The organism is Spirosoma arboris, assembly GCF_009754945.1.
Lineage (GTDB): Bacteria > Bacteroidota > Bacteroidia > Cytophagales > Spirosomataceae > Spirosoma > Spirosoma arboris.
Genome location: NZ_WPIN01000091.1, coordinates 1 through 274, shown reverse-complemented (window position 1 = coordinate 274; position 274 = coordinate 1). Strand labels below are relative to the sequence as shown.

Sequence of the window (274 nt, the reverse complement as noted above, 5' to 3'; positions counted from 1 at the left end):
CAATCAGGATGTCCTGACCTATCCTTCCAGTGTAGGCGGAATCAGTAACCTGACCAATACCGACATCTACCTCCAACGAGAAAATATAAATGTTTCCTCCACGATACCCAAGCCAGGTCCAGGTTCCCACTATGTACTGAGTAACAATGGATTTACTATTGCGAATGGGGTAACTACTACCATCGCCCCAGGGGTAGATATTTATTCGAAGTCTTACAGTGATCAGCTAGCCATCAGTGGTACATTGATTGCCAAAGGGACACCTACCGACTCA

The 274-nt window shown here is 46.0% G+C and carries 1 protein-coding gene; it reads left to right on the top strand.

Annotated features, from left to right (window positions below):
• On the top strand, positions 1-274 hold a 274-nt coding region (locus GO755_RS41275), incomplete at both ends, for a hypothetical protein (protein ID WP_198175106.1).